We start from the raw sequence: 13,598 nt of genomic DNA, 5'->3' as shown, positions 1-13,598 counted from the left end.
TTCTCGTAGCTGAGGAGATGCGTGCCCGTGCCTGCCCGACTTCCCTCATGGGCCTGGGTCTCCGGTCTGACCGTGGGGGCGATCGCGACGGTGGGCGTCCTGACCGTGCAGGCGGACCAGGGCCCCCATCCCACCGCCGCGGCCACGAAGCCCCGCCCCTCGGCGTCGGCGGACGCGCGGCCGACGCAGGAGGAGACCGCGCCGGCCCGGGTGCCGGACGGTTCCGGCACCGGGCGGCGCATCGTCTACTCGGTCGGCCAGGACCGGGTGTGGCTGGTGGACGCCAGCGACGCCACCCGCCGCTCCTTCACCGTGTGGCCCGGCACGGTCGACCCGGCCCCCGGCGCGTACAGCGTGGGGACCCGCCGCGAGGAGCCCACGACCGGCTCCGACGGGGTGCGGATCGAGCAGATCATGTACTTCGGCCAGGAGGACGGCGTCTGGATCGCCTTCTCCAACGCCGTGGACGGTTCGTCGCCCCCTCCGTCGGCCGCCGGTGCGCAGACGGGCGGCATACGCCTGCCCAAGGCGGACGGCGACGCGCTCTGGGAGTTCGGCACCCCCGGCACGACGGTCACCGTGGTCGAGTAGCCTCGCCCTTCGCCTCCCCCGTCGCCTCCGTCTCCGTCTGCGGCGACGGCAGGTGCGCGACGATCAGCACGACTCCGCTCAGCAGGAACACCCGCGTCGCCGCGTCCAGCCCGTTCCAGTCCGCGGACTGCCACATCGAGAACCACTCGCCGCCGATCGCGATGAACCCGGCGCCGAAGAGCAGCATCAGCATGAGCGTGCCGTACGTGGTCATGCGTCGCGCGGTGGCGTGGTCCCGGCGTATCCAGAGCCAGGTCGCGCAGATCAGCACGAGCGCCGCCACCGTCTCCCACACGATGATCGCGACGTACGCGGCGTCCTGGACGCCCGTGTTCGTGATCGCCCGCCACATCAGGTCGTCGTCCTTGAAGGTCGTGTCCATCGCCAGGACGTGACGCACGAACTGCTGGTTGGTGCCGAAGTCGGTGATGTTCCCGAAGGCGACGAGGGCGATGTAGAGGGCGAGGACGCCGGTGAGGACGGTGGTGGCGAGGGAGAGGGTGTGTCTGGTGGTGGTCATGAACACACCCTTCCCCATGCCGATCGCGGTCGGCCAGTCGGAAGGTCCACCTTCGGCCGGTCCCACTGCCCGGTGTCCGGGCCCGGTAGGTTTCTCGAGCCGGAGTGACCGACGCGCGCGGTGACCGGGTCCCGCGTGTCCCCGACCCGGCCGCCTGCGACGCGGAAGGCGGGCGCGGACCGCGCATCGTGGCGGTGCGAACCGATCGTTGCGGCGATGACACGGGCCCGGCCCTGTCGGGCCCCTACGGGCCGAGGTGCCACCGGGTCGTGGCCGGGCGTGTCCCGGTCCGACGCGACGCCGAAGACCAAAGAACCGGGGAAAGAACCGAACCCGCCCCTGCCGTCCCGGCCGGTGCCGCAGGGTGTTCATGGTGCAGCGTCCGCCGCAACAACCGCAGACATGATGCGGCCCCCGCCGGGACTGGCATCCCAATGCGCGGGCCTGATCACCGAGGAAGTGAGCCCTTCCTGATGACTGAGCAGAACCCTAGCGCGCACGCGCGCCCCGCGTCCGGCCGTTACCCGGTGGTGTCGAGCACGACAACCACCCCCACCACGACCACTTCACCGTGGTCGGCAACCGCCTCCTCCAGCATCCCGCGCTGTCCCTGACGGCGATCGGGCCGGCGGTCCACATCCAGTCGCTGCCCGCCGGGGCGCCGGTCGGGGTCAAGGCGCTGGTGGGCAAGTTCCCCGAGGGCGAGATCCGTATCGCCGCGGCCCTGCGGGAGTTGGAGGAGCACGGTTACCTCGCACGCACCAAGGAGCGTCTTCCATCGGGCCGAGTCGTGACCCGGACGATCTCCCGCAACAAGCCCGGCTCCGTCCGGGCGGCCGCCGCCCGGCCCGCTTCCTCGCCCCACCGCGCCCGGGCCCCCGCCCGTCGCGTCCGCCGTTTCCATGTCCGGGTCCGCCGTGTCCGTGCCTGCGTCCGGTGTGCACGTGCCCGTCCCCGCCGCGCATCTGCCTGCCGTGTCTGCCGCGTCCGCCGTGTCTGGGCTGTCGTCCGCTCCGTCCGCTGTGTCGGTCGTGTCTGTGCCCGTGTCCGTTGGGCCAACGTCTCCGCCGTACTTCCGTCCGCTGCCTCCGTTCCGTCCGCCGTGCCTGGGTCGCTGCCTGCCGCGTCCGCCGCCATCGCCGCGTTTGCCGTGTCTGGGGCCCTGTCTGCCGGGTCTGTTCCGTCCGTCGCGTCCGTCGTGTCCGTGCCTGCGTCCGTTGTGCCCGCGTCCGTCCCCGCTGTGCCCCCGTCCGCCGCGTCTGCCGTGCCCGGGGCCCTGCCTGCCGCGTCCACCGCGTCCGCCGCCACCGCCGCGTCTGTCGCGTCTGTCGCGTCTGCCGTGTCCGGCGCGTCCGGCGTGCCTGTTGTCTCCGGGGGTGTTGTGTGCGTGTCTGCCCGGGCCACGGGTGCCGAGCCCGCCGTACCGGGGCCGGAGCGCGATCACGCACCGGCGGCCGAACTGCTCACCCGGCTCCGTGTGCACGACTCCCGGCTCCTGCTCACCGAGCGGGACGTCCGCCGTCTCGTACCGGCCGTCGCGGTCTGGCTGGAGCGGGGCGTGCCCGCGACCGCGGTGGAGCGCACCCTGACGAGCGGCCTGCCCCAGGAGCCGGTCCGTCATCCGGCGGCCTTCCTGGAGCGCCGCCTCACCGCCGACCTTCCCCCGGTCCTGCCCGCGCTCCGTCCGCAGGTCCCCCGCCCGCGCACTCCCGGATCCCCTCCCGACCTGTGACGGCTGCGAACGGGCCTTCCGGGCCTCGCGTCCGGGCCGTTGCCGTGACGGCCGGGCACGCTCGGCGGAGCACAGGGCCGTGTAAAAGCGCGAACACTTGCCCGAAAAGTGTCCTCCGCTCACTCACATGAGCGCCCCGATGACACCAAGGGCCCAGATGCTCACGCTTTTTCGGATCAGGTGGTGTCCAGGCCGAGTGCGGCCGCGTCCAGAGCCGGACGTCGACACTCGGTTGCTGCGGTACTTCGTCGCCGCGGCGGAGGAAGGCACCCTCACCGGGCCGCCGAGCGGCTGTTCGTCTCCCGGCCCACGCTGACCAAGCAGCTCCGCCGGGTGGAGGCGGGGCTCGGGATGGAGCTGTTCACCCGGTCGAGCCCCGGGCACGGCCCTCACGGAACCGGGGCGGACGTTCGCGGAGCGGGCGCCCGCCCTGCTGTCCGGCTGGGAGGCGGCGCTGCGGGAGACGAGGTCCGCGGCGAGCCGGGCTGCTCGCGTCCTGCGGCTCGGTTTCATCGCCGGCGCCGCCAACGAGGCGACGCAGCCGATCGTCGCGGAGTTCGCCCGGTGCCGGCCGGGCTGGCGCGTCGAGATGCGGCGGGCCCGCCTGGTCGAGCCCCACCGCCGGGCTCGCGGACGCGGACGTCGACGTCGCCCTCGTACGGCTGCCGTTCCCCGGGCAGGAGGCGCTGCGGGTGGCGGCCCCGTTCAGCGCACCCCGCTGCGTCGTGCCGCCCGAGGCGCATCCCCTGGCCGCCCGGAAGGTGATCGCGTTTCGCGAGCTGGGACGAACCGTTCGTCGCCGCCCCGGCCGGGACCGGACGGCGGCGGGACCACTGGCTGGCCGCGGACGGGCACGACGACCGACCGGTACGCGTCGGCGCCGTCACCGAACAGCCCGACGAGTGACGCAGCACGATCGCCAACGGTGACGGCATCGCCCTCGCCCTTGCCCCCCGCATCCACCGCCCGTTTCCCCACCCGCCCGGACGTCGTCCACCGGCCCGTCACCGGGGTGAGTCCCGGGCCGGGTGGGTGTCGCCTGGGCGCCCGCCGGCGACGCCGACCCCGTCGTCCGGGAGTTCGTCCGCTGCCGCCGGGAGGCGCTCGTCACCACGTGAAGGTTTCCACACCTTCCGAGCCCTGACCGACCACGCCCGTTCGCATACAGTGCTGGGCGTCGTACGTACGGACAGCGGTGCGGACAGTGCCGAGGGGAGGCCCGGGTGAGCGGGACAGCCGGTGCCGTCTGGGGGCGTGCCGAGCAGCAGGACTTCCGCAGCCGGGTGCGCGGGACGCTGCTCGGGGTCGCCGTCGGCGACGCCCTCGGCGCGCCCGTCGACGGGCTGGACCTCGACGGCATCCGGGAAGCGCACGGCGCGGACGGCCTGGCCGACCTGGCCCCCGCCCACGGCCGGCGTGGTGCCGTCACCCACCTCACCCAGCTGACCCTGTTCTCCGTGGACGGGCTGATCCGCGCCCAGGTACGGCGGGACACCGGGGCCTGGCATCCGCCCACCGACCTGCACCGGGCGTACCGGCGCTGGGTCGCCACCCAGCGCGACTGGGGACCCGACCTGCGGCGCAAGGACGACGGATGGCTGGCCCACGAGGAGTGGCTGTACGCCCGCCGGCACGCGACGCGCGCGCTGCTGCTCGGACTCGGCGACGAGACGATGGGCACCCCGGAGGCGCCGAAGAACCCGGGCGAGCGCGGACCCGAGGCCGCCGGCCGGTCGGCGCCGTTCGGGCTGCTGGTCGGCTGGGAGCCGCAACTCGTCGGCCAGCTCGCCGTGGAGTGCGCGGCGCAGACGCACGGCCACCCCACCGGCTGCCTGGCGGCCGGTGCCTACGCCCTGATCGTGCACGGGCTGGCCCGCGGGGAGAGCCTGGACGGGGCCGTGCAGCGGGCCCTCGCGCAGCTCGTCCCCCGGCCGGGGCACGAGCCCGTCGTGGACGCCCTGCGGCACGCGCTGGGCGCGGTACGGCAAGGGCTGCCGGGTCCGGCTCGGGTGAGAGGGCTCATCGGCGAGGGCACGGCGGACGGGCTGGTCGCCGCCGCCGTGTACTGCGCCTTCGTCGGCGAGGACGTACGGCACGGACTGCGGCTCGCCGTGAACCACGGCGGCCCCTCCGCCGCGACCGGTGCCCTGACCGGCGGCCTGCTCGGCGCGCTGCACGGCGAGACGGCGCTTCCCCCGGCGTGGCTGGCCGAGCTGGAGGGCCGCCCCACGATCCTGGAACTCGCCGACGACTTCGCCATGGAGATGACCCAGGGCCCCGCACTGCACGGCCCGGCGGGCTCCTCCCCGGGCTGGCTGGCCCGCTACCCACGCGCATGATCAGGAATCGAGAAGCGCCGCATCCGCGCCCGCGATTAGCGTGACCGGCATGGACATCACCCTTCACACCAGCGTCCTCCCGCACGACGACCCGGAGGCGGCACTGACCTTCTACCGCGACGTCCTCGGCTTCGAGGTCCGCAAGGACGTCGGGGACGGCCGGATGCGCTGGATCACGGTCGGCCCCGCCGGCCAGCCCGGCACGTCCCTCCTCCTGGCCCCGCCGGCCGTCGACCCCGGCATCACCGAGGACGAGCGCCGCACCATCACCGAGATGATGGCCAAGGGCACCTACGGCTGGATCCTTCTGGCCACCAAGGACCTCGACGGCACCTTCGCAAGGGTGCGGGCCGGCAACGCCGAGATCGTCCAGGAGCCGACCGAGCAGCCGTACGGCATCCGCGACTGCGCCTTCCGCGACCCCGCGGGCAACCAGATCCGCATCCAGGAAGTGCGCTGAGCCCGTCCGGTGCCCCGAGGCCGGGGCACCGGACGCCCGGGTTCGGCCGCAGCGGGTCCCAGTCACCCACCCGGCTTCCACCGGAGCGGGTCCTAGTCGCCCACCCGGGTCCGTCCCACCGCGTTCTCCGCCCCGCCCGCCGGTGCCGGTGCCGGAACCGCGGCCGCAGCGCCGGAGGCGTCGTCGCCGTCCAGGTTGACCCGCTCGATGATCGCGAGCCGCTCCGGGGTGTCCTCCGGCTTCACGTAGCCGATCAGGACGTACAGGACCAGCGACACGGCCAGCGGGATCGACACCTGGTACTCCAGCGGCACCCCGCCGTCCACACTCCAGTTGACCGGGTAGTTGACCAGCCAGAAGGCGAGCAGGCCCATCGCCCAGCTGGTGAGCGCGGCCGTCGGACCGGACCGGCGGAAGGGCCGGAGCAGACCGAGCATCATCGGGATGGCGATCGGACCCATCAGGCCGGCCACCCACTTGATCACCACGGTGATGATGTCCTTGAACGTGGGCGAGTCGACCTGCGTCGCCACCGCCATCGACAGACCGAGGAAGACGACCGTCGCCAGCCGCGCCGCCAGCAGCCCGGTCCGCTCGCCCCAGGACCGCGCCCGCGCCGACAGCACCGGCGCCACGTCCCGGGTGAACACGGCCGCGATGGCGTTGGCGTCCGAGGAGCACATGGCCATGGTGTGCGAGAAGAAGCCGACGATGACCAGACCCAGCAGGCCGTGGGGCAGCAACTGCTCGGTCATCAGGGCGTAGGAGTCGGAGCCGTCCGCCTTCTGCGACTCCACCAGCAGCGGCGACATCCACATCGGGAAGAACAGCACGAGCGGCCAGACCAGCCACAGAACCGCCGACAGCCGCGCCGACCGCTCGGCCTCGCGGGCGTTGCTCGTGGCCATGTAGCGCTGGGCCTGGTTGAGCATGCCGCCGTTGTACTCGAAGAGCTTGATGAAGAGGAAGGCGAGCAGGAACACCGTGCCGTACGGGCCGACCAGCGGTTTGCCGTGGCCCTGGAGGGCGGGCTCGTCCCAGACGCCGAAGAAGCCGCCGTGGTCGCCGAGCTTCATGACGACGGCCACGAACATCGCGACACCGGCCAGCAGCTGGATGACGAACTGCCCGAGTTCGGTCAGGGCGTCCGCCCACAGGCCGCCGATCGTGCAGTAGATGCCCGTGATGACACCGGTGATCAGAATGCCCTGGTTCAGGGAGATGCCGGTGAAGACCGAGAGCAGGGTGGCGATGGCCGCCCACTTCGCGGCCACGTCCACGATCTTCAGCAGCATGCCGGACCAGGCCAGCGCCTGCTGGGTGGGCAGGTTGTAGCGGTTCTTCAGGTACTCCAGGGGGGAGGCCACGTGCAGCCGTGAGCGCAGCCGGTTGATGCGGGGCGCGAACAGCTTGGAGCCGATGGCGATGCCGAGGGCGATGGGGAAGGACCAGGTGACGAAGGACGTGACGCCGTACGTGTAGGCGATGCCCGCGTACCCGGTGAACATCACCGCGCTGTAGCCCGACATGTGGTGCGAGATGCCGGACAGCCACCAGGGCATCTTGCCGCCGGCCGTGAAGAAGTCGCTGACGTTGTCCACGCGTTTGTGCGACCACACGCCGATCGCCACCATGACGGCGAAGTAGCCGATGAGCACGGACCAGTCGAGACCGTTCATGTGCCCCCTTCCGGGGTCCGCCTTGTGAACTCCGCTCAGCTGGCTGGCACTTCGCACGAGCGGGGTAGGGGCGAGGCAAGGCGCGAAGTGCCCGCTCATCGTGGTTGTGTCGACGCGGGCACGACAAGGAAGGGGGAGGTCAAGAGCCAGTAAAAATGTTCGGCTCACTGACCTCTGTTCACCTACATGAACGACTGTTCTTCTACTTCAGCTCGTCCGGGCACGGTGTGCCGCGCGGCACGTCGTAGGGCGCCGACAGCCGGTAGGTACCGGCCTCGGGGGCGATCAGCATCGTCCACTTGTCGCCCTCGGCGGTCTCCTCCGTCTCCATCAGGCAGCCGTTGACGTTGTCGTACGTCTTCGGCGTGCCCTCCGGGGCGCTCTTGGAGGCCTCCGTCTCCTGCGGCGCCTCCAGCTTCCTGCCCTCGGCGTCGACGAGGCTCAGCCACGGCGAGTACGGCATCCGGACCAGGACGCGGCCCGGCTGCCGCACGTCGATCGTCCACTCGCCCTGCTCGGCGCGCTGGACGACCGCGTCGGGCTCCGCCAGCGGAGTCGGGTTGGTCACCTGGAACAGCTGCCAGTTGGCGTCGCCCCAGATCTGCTTCAGGTACGGCAGACCCCGCTGCACCAGCTCCCGTTCGCGCTCGCCGCCGTCGCCGTCCGGTTCGCCCTTGGGCAGCACCACGTAGTGCACGGCCCAGCGCTTCAGCCACTCGTGGTAGTTCGCCGAGTTGAGCGTGTCGTCGTAGAAGAGCGGATTGCGCTCCATGTCGGCCTGGCGGAGCCAGCCCCGGGCCAGGTTCACGTACGGAGCGAGGGCCGAGGCCTCCCGGTGCGAGCGGGCGGGCACGACCTCCACCCGGCCCTTCTCGGCGCCCACCTCCTGCAACTCGTTCACCAGCGGAGCCAGCTCGCGCGCCCAGGAGGCGGCCGGCGTGGTGTGGACGACGTCGTCGGCCGACTTGAAGCCGATCCAGCCGACGAAGCCGACGATCGCGAGCACGAGCGCGTACCACGTGCGGGTCCGCTTCACGGTGAACGGCAGCGCGGCCACCAGGGCCACCCCGGCGAAGAGCATCGCGAGACGCGTGATGTTGGAGCCGATCTGGGAGCTGATCGCCCAGACCAGCAGCACGGACAGGCCGTAGACCGCCGAAGTGATCCGCACGGACGTCCAGGTGCGCGGCACGAACACGCACACCAGGCCCGCGTACACCATCGGCAGCACCGCCGAGCCGAAGGCCATGGGCTGGGTGCCGGAGAAGGGGAACAGCCAGGTCGACAGCGCGACCACCACACTCGGTGCCACGCCCAGCGCCCAGGCGCCCGGGCGGCGCTTCTGCAGGAACAGGGCCACCGCCACCAGACCCACGAACAGGCCCGCGACCGGCGAGGCCATCGTGGCCAGCGCGGCCAGCGGCGCCGCGCACAGCCCCTTGGCCCAGCGCTCGTACCGCCAGCGGTACGGCCAGCAGAAGACCGTCGCGACGGCGCCCAGACCGAACATCATGCCGAGCCCGAACGTCACCCGCCCCGACGCCGCGTTGGCCAGCAGGCCGAAGAGACCCGCCAGCGACGCCCACAGCGGGTTGCGGACCGCCCGGCTGCGGATCAGGAGCATCGTCAGCAGCCCGGCGGACAGTGTTCCCGCGATCATCATCGTCGTGCGGACGCCGAGCACGGACATCAGATACGGCGAGACCACGCTGTACGACACGGGGTGGGTGCCGCCGTACCAGGCGAGGTTGTACGCCGAGCCCGGGTGCCGGCCGACGAACTCCGCCCAGGCGTCCTGCGCCGCGAGGTCGCCGCCACTGTTCGCGAAGGTGAAGAACCAGGCGATGTGCAGCGCCCCGGCCAGAACGGTGACGGAGAGCACGGGGTGGCGCAGCATGCGCTCACGCAGGGCCAGGAAGGCGGCCCTCAGCGCGGCGGGCGCCTTCCGCCCGGCACGGCCGGGCTCACGGTCGCCGCCCGCCGGATGCCGACCGGGGCTTGCGCTCTCCCCGCCGTCCGTGCGGGGCGTGGGCACGCGGGGCCGCCGGCCGGCTCCCGAACCCGGATCGGCGTTGTCGGCGCGTGTCGGCTCCGCAGTGGCCACCTGAAGGCACTCCCCGTGTCCTGTCTTCTGCTGTCGGCCGTGTCCCGTTGCCGCGACCGGCGACCTGCCCCGTTTCGTGACGCTAGCACGCAGCCCCGCGCCGTGGCTCCCTCGCCCGGTCACGCGAAAGCCCCCGCGGCCGGGCGGCCGCGGGGGCGGGTGAACGGTGCTGCCCGGACGGGCCGGCGGTCAGCCCAGGCGGGTCAGCTTGTCCGCGAGGGCGGGTTCGGCGAGGTCCTTCTGGAGGGCGACGGGCACCTGTACCGCGCCGGCCACCCCGCCGTCGCCCACCGTGAGGGTGCCGACCTTCGTCCCGGCCGGGGCCGTGTGCGGCACCTCGTCCGCCGTGAACGTCAGCTCGACGGTCAGGCCGGGCCAGCCGACCGCCTTGACGTCCTGCGTGGCGACGACCGGCGTACGGCCGCCGAGGCCGTCGTCGACGTACCCGACGACGCTCCCCTTCTTCAGGATCACCGTCGACTCCAGCGTGTCCTGCGCGGCCCGGATCAGCTTGTCGCTGGAGTCCAGGGCGGCGCCCAGGATGGTGTTGTCCTGGCCGCCCGCGGGCTGGCGCACCACGGCACCGATGATGGTCCGGGTCTCGCCGCCGACCTCCTTCTTCGCCGCGAAGACGAGGTTGCCGAGGGCGGAGGTGGTGGTGCCGGTCTTGATGCCGACGACGTTGTTGTGGCCGACCAGGTGGTTCCAGTTGGAGTGGTTGACGCCCTTGTAGTCGTCGTACGACATCATGGCGGCGACCTCGCGGAACGCGGGCTCCTTCATCGCCGCCTTGGCCAGCTTCACCTGGTCCACGGCCGTGCTCACCGTCGTGTTGTTCAGCCCCGACGGGTCGGTGTACGTCGTGTTGCTCATGCCGAGGTCCTCGGCGGCGGCGTTCATCTTCTCCACGAACGCCTTCTCGGACCCCGCGTCCCAGCGGGCGAGCAGCCTCGCCACGTTGTTCGCGGACGCGATCAGGATGCTTTCCAGAGCCTCGCGCTGGGAGATCGAGTCGCCCTCGAAGACGTTGACGGTCGACTCCTGGCCCGCCTGCGACTGGTCCTCGGCGGCCTGGTCGATCTGGATCTTCGGACCGTCCGCGCCGCTCTTGAGGGGGTGGTCGCGCAGGACCACGTACGCGGTCATGACCTTGGCGACACTCGCGATCGGCACGGGCTTCTGGTCACCGGACGAGCCGAACGTGCCGATGCCCTGCACGTCGAGCGCGGCCTGCCCGCTGGACGGCCACGGGATCTCCGGCTTGCCGCCCTCGAAGGTGAAGCTCTCCTGCGCCGTGAGGTCCAGCTCGGGCGCGGGCAGGGGCCGCATGGACTGCACGACCCCGAGGACGATCACCAGCAGCAGGACCAGCGGCGTCCAGATCTTGACCCGGCGCACCGTCGTCCGGAAGGGGGTCTCCGGGGGCGGCGGGGTGTTCGTCAGCTCCGCGAGCAGGTCCAGCGGCGGCTTCGGCGGCAACGGCTGCTGCGTGGTCCGCTCCGGACCGGCCTGCGGCACGGCCGTGGTGGCCCCGGCACGGGGAGCCTGCGGCGCCCCGGGTGCCGCGGGTGCCCCGGGTGTCTCGGACGGGGGCTTGCGCGTCGCCGGATCGTCCGGATGCCGCAGCGCGACGAACTTGCTGGTCCGCTCGGCATCACGCTCGGCCCGGACGGGGGCGGCGGCGCCCCCTCCGCCGCTGCCGGATGCGCCGTCCTTGCCCTTGCCACCGTCGCCCGCGCCGCCCTCACTACCGTCGGCCTTGTCGGCCTTGTCGGCCTTGTCGGGCCTGGCGGCGGCGGTGTCGCCCAGCTTCAGCATGGTCGTCGGCTGGTCGACGGCGGGCGCGGGGGGACGTACGGCCTTGAAGATGGCGGTGGGCTGATCGACGGCCCCCGCACCGCCCTTGGTGGCGTCGGGGCCGGCTGTGGCGCCGGTGGGGGTGTCGGCGTGCTTCTGGGGGGCCTTGGCGGCGTGAGGGCCGGCGGGGACGCCGGTGGAGGGGCCGGCGTGCTCCTCGGGGGCCTCGGTGGCGTCGGGGCCGGCCGTGGCGCCGGTGGAGGTGTCCGCGTGCTTCTCGGGGGCGTCGGCGGTGTCGTCCGTCGCCCTCGCGGCCTCGTCGTCGGCGTGCTGCTCGGGGTCCGACGCGGTCCCGGCGGTGCCGCCGGTCGCGACGGCGGCGGCGCGGTCCGTCCGGTCCTCGGCGGCGTCGGCGGTCCCGGCGGCGTCGTCCGCCGCCGGGGCGGTGCCGTCGGTGTGCGGCGCGTCTCCCGCGGCGACGGCGGCGACGGCGGCGACGGCGGACGTCGTGGCGGCGGGGGCGGAGGGCTCTCCGGACCCCCCGGAGGCGTCGGAGTCCGCCTCGGCGGCACGGGGCCCGTCGCCGTCCGCGTCCGTGCCGGGGTCGGCGTCGGCGTCGGCGTCGGCGTCGATGACCGTGGCCCCGGGCTCGTCGCCGTCCGCGTTCGCGCCGGTGTCCTGCGCGGCCGGCTTCGCGGCCCCCGCGGCACCCGCCGCTTCCGCTTCCGCTTGCTCGTCCTCGTGCCGCGTGTTCGCGGCGGCCCGCTCGTCCGCGGTCGCGACCCAGGCGGCGACGGCCTCCCGCAGCCTGCCGTCACCGTCGGCGGCGGGCTCGGCGGGATCACCCCCGGACGCGTCGGGCGTACCGGGCGACTCCGGTTCCTCGGACGCGGCGGGTGCGGCGGGCTCGGCGGAGGAGTCGGACGTACCGGAAGGGCCCGCCTCGTCGGCGCCTGCCGATCCGGCGTCCCCGTCCTCCCCCTCGGCCCCGCGGAGCGACAGCACCCGGGTCGCCGTGTCGACGCCGCCCCGGGACCCGGACCCCTGGGACGTCCCGGACCCCTGGGACGCCCCGGACCCGGCGGACGCCGAAGGCTTCGCGGCCTCCCGCGTCACCGCCAGCCGCGGGTCACGCGTCTCGCTCGTCCCGGTCCTCGCTTCGGGAACCGCACCCCCGCTCCCCGACGTCGGTTCTTCCGACGACTCGCGCTGCTTCGCCCTGTCGGGGGACTCGCCCGCCACCGATGCCTCCTCCATGCGCCGCACGTCTGCGTGCGCTACCGAAACCATGTACCAGTGTCCTGTGTACGGGTAGGACCCACGCGGTAGACGAGAACGACATACCTACTGGTTCCACAACGAACCGGTCACGCACCCTCGACAGACCAATGTGAGAGGGGTCACCCTGTCTGCATCCACGCGGGGAGGCATGGATGGGCAGGAGCCGCAGAACAATTCCGGAGGAGCTTCTGCTGCTGGCGTTGGACCCGACCACGGGTACCACCGCGCAGCCGCAGTCGCTCGACCTCGGTCTGGCCGGAGCACAGCTGGTGGAGCTGGCGCTGGCCGGACGGATAGCCCCAGACGGGGATCGTATCGCCGTGGTGGCACCACGGCCGACTGGAGATCCAACACTGGACTGCGCGTTGGAGTTGCTGCGAAGGCGTGGCGCTCCCGTACGGGCGGTCAACTGGATTGGCGGGCCCCGCCTGGGGCTGCGCCAGACCTACCTCTCGCATCTGGAGCGATGCGGCATGGTGCATGCCGTGGAGGGCCAGATGTGCGGGGTGCTGCCGACCACTCGCTATCAGGCGACGGACACGGCGATCAGCAGGGAGATCAAGGCCCGGCTGGACTCGGCGATCCGCACCGGCGTACCGCCGGACCCGCGGACCGCGGCGCTCGCCGCGCTGGCCCACGCGGTCGGACTCGGCAAGCACCTCTACCCGGGCAACGAAGGACGCTCGTCACGGTCCCGTCTGCGGGACCTCATCAGGCACGACCCCATGGGCGGACTGGTGGCGCACGCGGTGATGGACGTCCAGAACGGCGCGGCGGCCCAGCCGCGCCGCAGTCCGGCACCGGCGCCGGCCGGCCGCCAGGCCGCGGCACCGGGAGCCAGGTCCGCCCCGGAACCCGCCCGCGGTGTTCCGGTGCAACCGCGCCACGGATCCATGGCGCGTGCGGTGGCGCACTGAACCGCACCCCACCGGGACCACGCACCGCAGGACCACGCACCGCAGGACCGCAGCACCCGCAGGACCGCAGCACCCGCAGCACCGCGAGACCGTAGTGCCGCGACACCGCACCGCCGCACGCGCACGTCAGTCCCCCAGTCCCGGTCACGGGAGCCGCGGGTTCGGGGGGGGGGGGGGG

At 73.0% G+C, this 13,598-nt stretch carries 10 protein-coding genes and 1 pseudogene; 6 read left to right on the top strand and 5 right to left on the bottom strand.

Annotated elements, in window-relative coordinates; translation table 11 throughout:
• Positions 1-27 precede the first annotated feature (27 nt).
• Positions 28-591 (top strand): hypothetical protein, encoded by a 564-nt coding sequence (locus ACVV2G_RS22015; RefSeq protein ID WP_453844465.1) that lies wholly within the window; start codon positions 28-30, stop codon positions 589-591.
• Here the strand turns inward: ACVV2G_RS22015 and ACVV2G_RS22010 are convergent.
• Positions 575-1,111 (bottom strand): DUF2165 domain-containing protein, encoded by a 537-nt coding sequence (locus ACVV2G_RS22010; protein ID WP_453844464.1) that lies wholly within the window; start codon positions 1,109-1,111, stop codon positions 575-577. The genes ACVV2G_RS22015 and ACVV2G_RS22010 overlap by 17 nt on opposite strands.
• A gap of 520 nt (positions 1,112-1,631) precedes the next feature.
• Positions 1,632-1,856, bottom strand: coding sequence for a hypothetical protein (locus ACVV2G_RS22005; protein WP_453844463.1), 225 nt, complete (start codon positions 1,854-1,856; stop codon positions 1,632-1,634).
• A 642-nt stretch (positions 1,857-2,498) separates the two neighbouring features.
• On the opposite strand from ACVV2G_RS22005, the gene ACVV2G_RS22000 reads away from it, so the two are divergent.
• The 4 genes and pseudogenes from ACVV2G_RS22000 to ACVV2G_RS21985 all read left to right on the top strand — a co-directional run bounded on the left by ACVV2G_RS22000 (position 2,499) and on the right by ACVV2G_RS21985 (position 5,642).
• A complete protein-coding gene (locus ACVV2G_RS22000) occupies positions 2,499-2,843 on the top strand; it encodes a hypothetical protein (RefSeq protein WP_453844462.1) in 345 nt (114 codons plus the stop codon).
• A gap of 157 nt (positions 2,844-3,000) precedes the next feature.
• Positions 3,001-3,961, top strand: a pseudogene (locus tag ACVV2G_RS21995) (LysR family transcriptional regulator).
• Between the two features lie 105 nt (positions 3,962-4,066).
• Positions 4,067-5,182, top strand: a complete 1,116-nt coding sequence (locus ACVV2G_RS21990) for an ADP-ribosylglycohydrolase family protein (RefSeq protein ID WP_453844461.1) — start codon at positions 4,067-4,069, stop codon at positions 5,180-5,182.
• 49 nt (positions 5,183-5,231) lie between these two features.
• Positions 5,232-5,642, top strand: coding sequence for a VOC family protein (locus tag ACVV2G_RS21985; RefSeq protein WP_453844460.1), 411 nt, complete (start codon positions 5,232-5,234; stop codon positions 5,640-5,642).
• 92 nt (positions 5,643-5,734) lie between these two features.
• Here the strand turns inward: ACVV2G_RS21985 and ACVV2G_RS21980 are convergent, their stop codons facing one another.
• The 3 genes from ACVV2G_RS21980 to ACVV2G_RS21970 form a co-directional block, all read right to left on the bottom strand.
• Positions 5,735-7,321 (bottom strand): sodium:solute symporter family protein, encoded by a 1,587-nt coding sequence (locus ACVV2G_RS21980; protein WP_453844459.1) that lies wholly within the window; start codon positions 7,319-7,321, stop codon positions 5,735-5,737.
• 202 nt (positions 7,322-7,523) lie between these two features.
• Positions 7,524-9,425, bottom strand: a complete 1,902-nt coding sequence (locus tag ACVV2G_RS21975) for an MFS transporter (RefSeq protein ID WP_453844458.1) — start codon at positions 9,423-9,425, stop codon at positions 7,524-7,526.
• A 189-nt stretch (positions 9,426-9,614) separates the two neighbouring features.
• Positions 9,615-12,464, bottom strand: a complete 2,850-nt coding sequence (locus ACVV2G_RS21970) for a D-alanyl-D-alanine carboxypeptidase (RefSeq protein ID WP_453844598.1) — start codon at positions 12,462-12,464, stop codon at positions 9,615-9,617.
• 191 nt (positions 12,465-12,655) lie between these two features.
• On the opposite strand from ACVV2G_RS21970, the gene ACVV2G_RS21965 reads away from it, so the two are divergent.
• Positions 12,656-13,420 carry a GOLPH3/VPS74 family protein gene (locus tag ACVV2G_RS21965; protein WP_453844457.1) on the top strand — a complete coding sequence of 255 codons (765 nt, stop codon included), beginning with the start codon at positions 12,656-12,658 and terminating at the stop codon, positions 13,418-13,420.
• Positions 13,421-13,598 lie beyond the last annotated feature (178 nt).

The organism is Streptomyces sp. JK94 (assembly GCF_053613315.1).
Note: the sequence above shows the minus strand (reverse complement) of the source record. Positions and strands in the feature narration are given on the sequence as shown.

Coding starts and splice junctions, on each gene's coding strand:
- ACVV2G_RS21965 (WP_453844457.1), top strand. CDS start 12,656: ATGGGCAGGAGCCGCAGAACAATTCCGGAGGAGCTTCTGCTGCTGGCG.
- ACVV2G_RS21985 (WP_453844460.1), top strand. CDS start 5,232: ATGGACATCACCCTTCACACCAGCGTCCTCCCGCACGACGACCCGGAG.
- ACVV2G_RS21980 (WP_453844459.1), bottom strand. CDS start 7,321: ATGAACGGTCTCGACTGGTCCGTGCTCATCGGCTACTTCGCCGTCATG.
- ACVV2G_RS22010 (WP_453844464.1), bottom strand. CDS start 1,111: ATGACCACCACCAGACACACCCTCTCCCTCGCCACCACCGTCCTCACC.